Here is a 6,260-nt window from a genome sequence, read left to right as displayed (position 1 = left end):
CCAAAGCTTATTTTTGGGCACAAAAAAACCACAATTAAGTGGTTTATATTCAGTAATGGTGGAGAGGGAGGGATTCGAACCCTCGATAGAGCTACAAACTCTATACTCCCTTAGCAGGGGAGCTCCTTCGGCCACTCGGACACCTCTCCGACGCATTATTCTGCGTGTTATTAATCGGGATAAAACCAATTAATAAAAATAAGTGGTGGAGAGATAGGGATTTGAACCCTAGAGGGGCTATAAACCCCTGCCGGTTTTCAAGACCGGTGCATTCGACCACTCTGCCATCTCTCCACATCGTGATGCAGGATAATACTTAGGTGAGTAGTCTGTGTAAATAGCAAAAAGATCGTTTGCTTAAAAAGTGAGCGTAAATGCGGTTTTTTTTATAAATAATGAAGATTTAAGGTGATTTTTAGCTATGAGGTGGCTGGCAGCAAACTGGAGGAGCTAAAGAAGAGTCTTCATTTAGAGGTTGGGTGTTTGCTGCAACAATACAAAATCATGGTTGGGTGATTATTTGTATTGAATTGCACCGCCAAGTGCTAATTTTTTTCCGTAACGATTAAGTTTAGCTAGCATTTTTGCTTTGCGATTAGTTGGCTTAACGGCAACGTGAGTTGTGGCTGTTTGGTTAAGTGTATTAATTGGATTCATTTTATTCGCTCCGTGGTTGTGTCTGTTGAAAACATGTGCATTTTGCACGCAGGGTGGTTAAAAATAAAGCGATAAAAATTGCTGGTGAAGCATTAGTTTTTTTAATCCGAAACTGGTTTATTAATTTATCGTTCAACTACTGATTTATTATTTTTTGTATAATTATTCATCCTGGCTCATTGCTATGTCGCTTTTATATGGGGTCTTTTCGATTTTTTTGAGTTTAAACTGTTTATAAAAAGAGTTTTTTGAATATTTATTCAGATTAAATTATTTTGTATTGGTTGGGCTTAGTTTTGCTTTATTCAAAGATTTAACATGTTATTTATAGGCGGTTAATTATTTATCAGATAAGAGCAGTAAATAAACGATAAAAAATAGTGTTGCGAAGTTTTTAAATTATAAAAAAAGTGCCTAGGTTACTAGGCACTTTGGAGTTAGTTGCGTTTTAAAGCGCTTCTAACTGGGGAGCGCACCATCTCATGGATATAAATCTAAAAAGATGGGTTTAATTATATTTGCAATTAGGGCTTACAATCATCAGCTTGGGCGGTATTTTAAGTGATCTAGAGCGAAGCGAAGATTATACTTTGGTTTGTATTTTACTATGAAGCCACAAAACAATGCTGCACAGCAAGAGTAGATCCGCTCAACGGTCTATTATTTGAGTTAAATGGTTTTAAGTAGGATATAAAACGCAAAATGCGGCATAGCTTAAAAGCAAATGCCGCAAAGGGAGATTAATGTGGGGTATTACTCTATTAATGCTGTTTAATAGTAAATAACTCATAGCCCTTAAGTGCAGGAACTTGAGCGGTTAGTTGCGTTTCTTGTTGCGCTATTTCAACAAAGTCATCACATAATGAATTTGCACGCTTTTCAAGTGTTTTGGCATGCAGCTCTACTTTTTCTTCTATTTGTGCGCCCATATTTTCCATGCGCTCTTCAAATGCTTGCATGTTACCGCCTGAACTCATTAACTCAGAGCCCAATGCCACTAAAATGCTGCCCATTGATTCCATTACTGCTGATTCAACTGCTGTTTCTATTTGCTTTTCAAACTGCTGTTCAAAGTTTTCACCAAATTGAGTAAAGCTTTGTTGACCCATTACAAAAGTACCTTGCTGATAAAAGGTGCTTTCGACTTCTTGATGAATATCGTCCATTAAGGTTGAAATATTATCGAGGCCGTCAATATTAAACGCATTGGCAACTTCTTCTAATGCGACACCTGCAATTTTAACCCCTTCAAGGGCAATATTGGCCACTTCAGGTAATTGTACGCGTAAATTGTCTGTGTAGTCGGTCATTGCTTGGCGCTGTGCACTATTTAATGCTACTTGCTCGCCATTGATAGACAGCTCACCTTCAGCGGTAAATAGCATGCGCTGATTATTGGCTTTAAAAATTTCTAATTCATTAGGTTTGATGCGCACATCGTTCTTAAATTCAACGTTACATTCATCGTTACTAAATGAAATTGAAGAGTCGCTAGTATTGTGAGCCATTGCTACTGGAGCGCACATTATTGCGCTAACTAATAATAATTTTTTCATGTTTATTCTCTGCTTTTTGCTGATGATAATTAACTTATAACAAGTTTGATGCCAATTATTTTTAATATTTTAAAACAATGACTTGAGATTTTTTGAATGCTTCAAAGTCGAAAGTATACTCATTGAAAATACTAAAATATGGTCAAAATAACCAACAATTAAATGCTAATAAATAAAATTTATCGATACGATAAAAAACTCTCACTTTCCACAATTCAAATTTAACGCTATTTATTCACAATACTGACACAGAGACTATTTAGGATAGCTATGTGGCTTTATTTTGACGTAAATTTGTACAGCTAATTTATGTTGAACATTTTAATTTCACCAATTATCGCGATATAGAAATCCGTAATTGGTCTCAAACACTTTATGGAGTGGGTTGTGGGTAAGACATTTAGTTACGATGCGCTAGATGACGATTTTGTTGAAGACGAATACGAAATGGTCGGGCGTAATCAACACGACAAGAAAAAGCAAAAGGTGAAAAGAAAGTTAGAGGATTACCTTGAGCAAAAACGCTTGCGTAAAAATCTAGGTGAAGATGACTTAAACGATTATATTGATTAAGCTCTCGCTAGTACAAATAAGCGTTACAGTTTGTAATAAAGAGGCTTTGTGCCTCTTTATAGTTTTTTGGGGTTAAGCCTTAGCTGCGAGTAATGCTTTTTCAATTACTTTTTCTAGTTTTTCAGGTTTAGTAATAGGTGCAAAGCGCTTAATAGGCGTACCATCTGCCGCTACTAAAAACTTAGTGAAGTTCCACTTAATTTTTCGGGTTAAAAACCCCGGTAGTACAGACTTTAAATAACGAAAAACTGAATCTGTATGTTGGCCATTTACATTCACTTTTTCTGCGATTAAAAAACTAACCCCGTAATTTATTAAACAACCTTGCGCTATTTGCTCAGCGTCGCCGGGCTCTTGTTGACCAAATTGGTTACATGGAAAGCCTATAATGACCAAACCTTGGCTTGCATATTTTTCGTGTAATGCTTGCAATGATTGATATTGATAAGTTAATCCACATTCACTTGCGGTATTCACTATTAATACAACTTTACCTTCAAACTCTTTAAAGTCGATTGGCTGGCCTTGCAGACTAGTAGTCTTTAGTTGATGGAATGGGTGCATATAAATACGCTTATTATTTGTTTATTTTGCATAGTCTAACCTTTGTGTGATGATCTACAAAGTCTAAGTCACTTCTAGAGCGCTTGCTGCTAATTTAAAATTAAAAATAGCCCCATACCGGCCAAGGTAGTTAAGTAAATATTATGCGTTTTGTAAGCAACAACAATAGCGACTATGGCAGCACTGAGATAAGGGTTTTGCCAGTTTAGATTAATACCTTCGTCATTTATAAATACAATTGGCACCCAAATCGCCGTTAGTACCGCAGGTGCACTAAAGCTCAAAAACTGTTGCATTTTAGGCCCTACTTTAAATGGCAAGGCGCGGTGTAAGAATAAATAGCGAGTAAAAAAAGTAATACATGCCATTAGTAAAATAGTGGTCATCATTTTTTGGCACCCTTATTTTGCACTAATCTGGTAACAGCGTAACCTGCGCTCATTGCTAGAAGCGCAGAGCATACTAACCATAATTCAAAGCCTGTGCTTTTTAATAAAGTGGCACTGCTCCCTGCAACAATGACTGTAACTAGAGTAGCTAAGTTTTTAACCCCTGGAATTACTAAGGCAATAAAAGTTGCTGCAATAGCAAAATCGAGTCCTAAATTAGTGAGATCTGGAAGCATAGTACCGGCTACAATGCCAATTAGAGTCCAAATATTCCAAGCAATGTAAAAGCTAAAACCTGCGCTCAATGCATAAATTAAACGGGTTTTAGTACGATAGGCGCGAGGGTGGTGCGAAAAGGCAAACAGTTCATCAGTTAACACAAAGCTGACAGGAAGGCGCCAACGCATGGGTTGCTCAATCACTTTGTGACGAACCGCCAAGCCATATAAAAAATGGCGAGAGCTAATAATAAACGTGGTAAAAAGAATGGTTAGTAGAGGGGTATTACCAGCAATGAGCTCAATTGCAACCAGCTGCGCCGAGCCTGCAAATACCAGTAGCGACATGGCTTGAGTTTCAAAAGGGGTAAAGCCATTTTGTATTGCTAACGAGCCACATAAAATGCCCCAAGGAATAACCGCTAAACACAGTGGTAGCATATCTAAAAAGCCTTTTAATACTGGTTTTTTAATTGATTGCATGTGTTTTACTCTGCGCACTGGTAGAAAGACTCATCGGGATACCTTAATATTGAGAAGCTAAAATAGTTAGCGTTTTAGATGATACTTTTTTTTAGGGAAGGTGCAATGTTTAAGGTAAAAGTGTGGGATGGTTTTGTAAGAAGCTTTCATTGGTTATTAGTATTGAGTATTGCTGCGCTTTATTTTAGTGCAGAAGAAGGCATGATCGAACTTCATTTTGTAGTTGGCTTTTTTACTTTAGCGCTTATTTCAACACGGATTATATGGGGTCTTATAGGCAGTAAAACGGCAAGAATATCGGCATTACTGCATTCTCCTAAATCGGCGCTTGCTTCTTTTAGCGGCAAAAAAATAAATGATGTGGGCCATTCTGCACCAGGTAGTTATATGGTGTTATTATTTTTTATTCTGATCATAGCGCAGCTAATAAGCGGTTTAATGAGCAGTGATGGTATTTTAACTGATGGCCCGTTAGCGCAGTATGTATCGAGTGATACGATTGATTTTGCCAATTGGTTGCACCATATTAATTTTGATATTTTATTTTATGCGATTATTTTGCATGTTGTGGCTATTATTGCTTACAAAGTCCAGGGCAAGCCTTTGGTCAAAGCAATGATCACCGGTAATAAAGCACTAGCAACAAAAAGCTCAGAGCCAGAGACAAAGTCACCATGGGTTGCATGGGTTATATTTTTGGTACTACTGGTTTTATTAATGAGTACCTGGGGAAGTGAGCATTTAAGTTATTTGCTTAGTTAAAAAAGTGGCGCTAATACAGCGCCATTTTTGTTCTTAATACACCGTATATATTAGTCTTTGAATTGCTTATGACAATCTTTACAGCCTTTAGCCCATGCACCAAACGCTTTACCAATAACAGCTTTGTCACCGGTTTGAGCTGCTACAGCAAGTTCATCAGCATATTGTTGAAATGCTGTCGCTTTTTTCATAAAAGTATCGTTTTCAGACCATACCGCAGGAAGTGCTGATGTATCACCCTTATCAGTACCTGCGTAAAAAGCTTCCCAAGGCATTTTAGACAATGCCGCTGCGTTATTTGCACGCTGCTTAAATTGCTCTGCATCAAAAGGAATTTTACCCTTAAGCATAGCACCCATATCGCCTATTTGAACTGAAATCATAGAGAATGCAGCTTGGCGATACTCAATCGCATCACTCGGCTCTTTAAATGCAGAATTTGCAGACACGCTAAATGCGCATGTAGATAGTAACGCCCCGATAAATACTTGCTTCAATTTCACTTTACTCTACTCCTTTGACGGTTATTTGATTGTATTTGTATATTAGCTAACGCTTTAATTCAAGTTAAAGCGATGTCTTTAGTCGCTTATATCAATATCAGCAAATATCATTCCTCGACGCATACTGCGGGTTGCCAAAAAAACCTCGCCAAGTAATGACATAAATGCACATATTAGCAATGCCATTGCACCAACAAAACAACTACCAATAGTGACACCTAAATTAATCGACTGTATGTGCGATAAAAATAACAGCATAACCACGGCACATACTAATAATGCGCTTAAGACACTTAAGCTGAAGGCTATGTGGATACATCGAGAACGTTTTAGGAGCGCTCTTAATTCTGTGGTTAAGGATAAGTTAAACTCCTCATCCGTACTAACTTTTAATTTTCGTTCTAACTGTCTGGCCCTGTCTGTAATACGTGCTAAACGGTTGGATAGCACCCCAAGTGTTGCTGCAATACCCGTAATTAAAAAAACAGGGGCAACGGCTGTTTGAATGACTTTAGCCATAGTTAAAATATTAATTACATCATTGTTCATTTTTTT

9 protein-coding genes and 2 tRNA genes are annotated in these 6,260 nt (G+C 37.4%); 2 read left to right on the top strand and 9 right to left on the bottom strand.

From position 1 onward, the window contains the following. Positions 1-56: 56 nt before the first annotated feature. The 4 genes from CWB76_RS03530 to CWB76_RS03520 form a co-directional block, all read right to left on the bottom strand. Positions 57-149 (bottom strand) — tRNA-Ser (locus CWB76_RS03530). Between the two features lie 54 nt (positions 150-203). Further along, positions 204-294, bottom strand: a tRNA-Ser gene (locus tag CWB76_RS03525). A gap of 222 nt (positions 295-516) precedes the next feature. Then, positions 517-657: a hypothetical protein gene (locus tag CWB76_RS20025; protein WP_010392563.1), complete on the bottom strand. Its 141-nt coding sequence runs from the start codon at positions 655-657 to the stop codon at positions 517-519. Positions 658-1,418: 761 nt separating this feature from the next. Continuing rightward, positions 1,419-2,213, bottom strand: coding sequence for a YggN family protein (locus CWB76_RS03520; RefSeq protein WP_138605470.1), 795 nt, complete (start codon positions 2,211-2,213; stop codon positions 1,419-1,421). A 387-nt stretch (positions 2,214-2,600) separates the two neighbouring features. Here CWB76_RS03520 and CWB76_RS03515 point away from each other — a divergent pair, with 387 nt between their 5' ends. Further along, complete coding sequence (locus CWB76_RS03515) at positions 2,601-2,786, top strand: PA3496 family putative envelope integrity protein (RefSeq protein ID WP_008108975.1); 186 nt, start codon at positions 2,601-2,603, stop codon at positions 2,784-2,786. A 72-nt stretch (positions 2,787-2,858) separates the two neighbouring features. Here CWB76_RS03515 and CWB76_RS03510 read toward each other — a convergent pair whose 3' ends face one another. The 3 genes from CWB76_RS03510 to CWB76_RS03500 form a co-directional block, all read right to left on the bottom strand. Continuing rightward, positions 2,859-3,350, bottom strand: coding sequence for a glutathione peroxidase (locus tag CWB76_RS03510; RefSeq protein WP_138605469.1), 492 nt, complete (start codon positions 3,348-3,350; stop codon positions 2,859-2,861). A gap of 89 nt (positions 3,351-3,439) precedes the next feature. Continuing rightward, entirely contained in the window at positions 3,440-3,739 is a 300-nt protein-coding gene (locus CWB76_RS03505; protein WP_008108977.1) for an AzlD domain-containing protein, read from the bottom strand. Further along, positions 3,736-4,440: an AzlC family ABC transporter permease gene (locus tag CWB76_RS03500; RefSeq protein WP_138605467.1), complete on the bottom strand. Its 705-nt coding sequence runs from the start codon at positions 4,438-4,440 to the stop codon at positions 3,736-3,738. Before CWB76_RS03500 ends, CWB76_RS03505 begins: the two co-directional genes overlap by 4 nt. Positions 4,441-4,545: 105 nt before the next feature. On the opposite strand from CWB76_RS03500, the gene CWB76_RS03495 reads away from it, so the two are divergent. Beyond that, the gene (locus tag CWB76_RS03495) at positions 4,546-5,202 is read left to right on the top strand and encodes a cytochrome b/b6 domain-containing protein (protein ID WP_138605465.1); all 657 of its coding nucleotides are present in this window, start codon (positions 4,546-4,548) and stop codon (positions 5,200-5,202) included. 50 nt (positions 5,203-5,252) lie between these two features. Here the strand turns inward: CWB76_RS03495 and CWB76_RS03490 are convergent, their stop codons facing one another. Both CWB76_RS03490 and CWB76_RS03485 read right to left on the bottom strand, forming a co-directional pair. Beyond that, positions 5,253-5,705 carry a c-type cytochrome gene (locus CWB76_RS03490; protein ID WP_010392576.1) on the bottom strand — a complete coding sequence of 151 codons (453 nt, stop codon included), beginning with the start codon at positions 5,703-5,705 and terminating at the stop codon, positions 5,253-5,255. Between the two features lie 78 nt (positions 5,706-5,783). After that, the gene (locus CWB76_RS03485; RefSeq protein WP_138605463.1) at positions 5,784-6,254 is read right to left on the bottom strand and encodes a DUF2721 domain-containing protein; all 471 of its coding nucleotides are present in this window, start codon (positions 6,252-6,254) and stop codon (positions 5,784-5,786) included. Positions 6,255-6,260: the final 6 nt, after the last annotated feature.

It is taken from the genome of Pseudoalteromonas sp. S1609 (assembly GCF_005887255.1).
Taxonomy (GTDB): domain Bacteria; phylum Pseudomonadota; class Gammaproteobacteria; order Enterobacterales; family Alteromonadaceae; genus Pseudoalteromonas.
Note: the sequence above shows the minus strand (reverse complement) of the source record. Positions and strands in the feature narration are given on the sequence as shown.

Coding starts and splice junctions, on each gene's coding strand:
- CWB76_RS20025 (WP_010392563.1), bottom strand. CDS start 657: ATGAATCCAATTAATACACTTAACCAAACAGCCACAACTCACGTTGCC.
- CWB76_RS03520 (WP_138605470.1), bottom strand. CDS start 2,213: ATGAAAAAATTATTATTAGTTAGCGCAATAATGTGCGCTCCAGTAGCA.
- CWB76_RS03510 (WP_138605469.1), bottom strand. CDS start 3,350: ATGCACCCATTCCATCAACTAAAGACTACTAGTCTGCAAGGCCAGCCA.
- CWB76_RS03505 (WP_008108977.1), bottom strand. CDS start 3,739: ATGATGACCACTATTTTACTAATGGCATGTATTACTTTTTTTACTCGC.
- CWB76_RS03500 (WP_138605467.1), bottom strand. CDS start 4,440: ATGCAATCAATTAAAAAACCAGTATTAAAAGGCTTTTTAGATATGCTA.
- CWB76_RS03495 (WP_138605465.1), top strand. CDS start 4,546: ATGTTTAAGGTAAAAGTGTGGGATGGTTTTGTAAGAAGCTTTCATTGG.
- CWB76_RS03485 (WP_138605463.1), bottom strand. CDS start 6,254: ATGAACAATGATGTAATTAATATTTTAACTATGGCTAAAGTCATTCAA.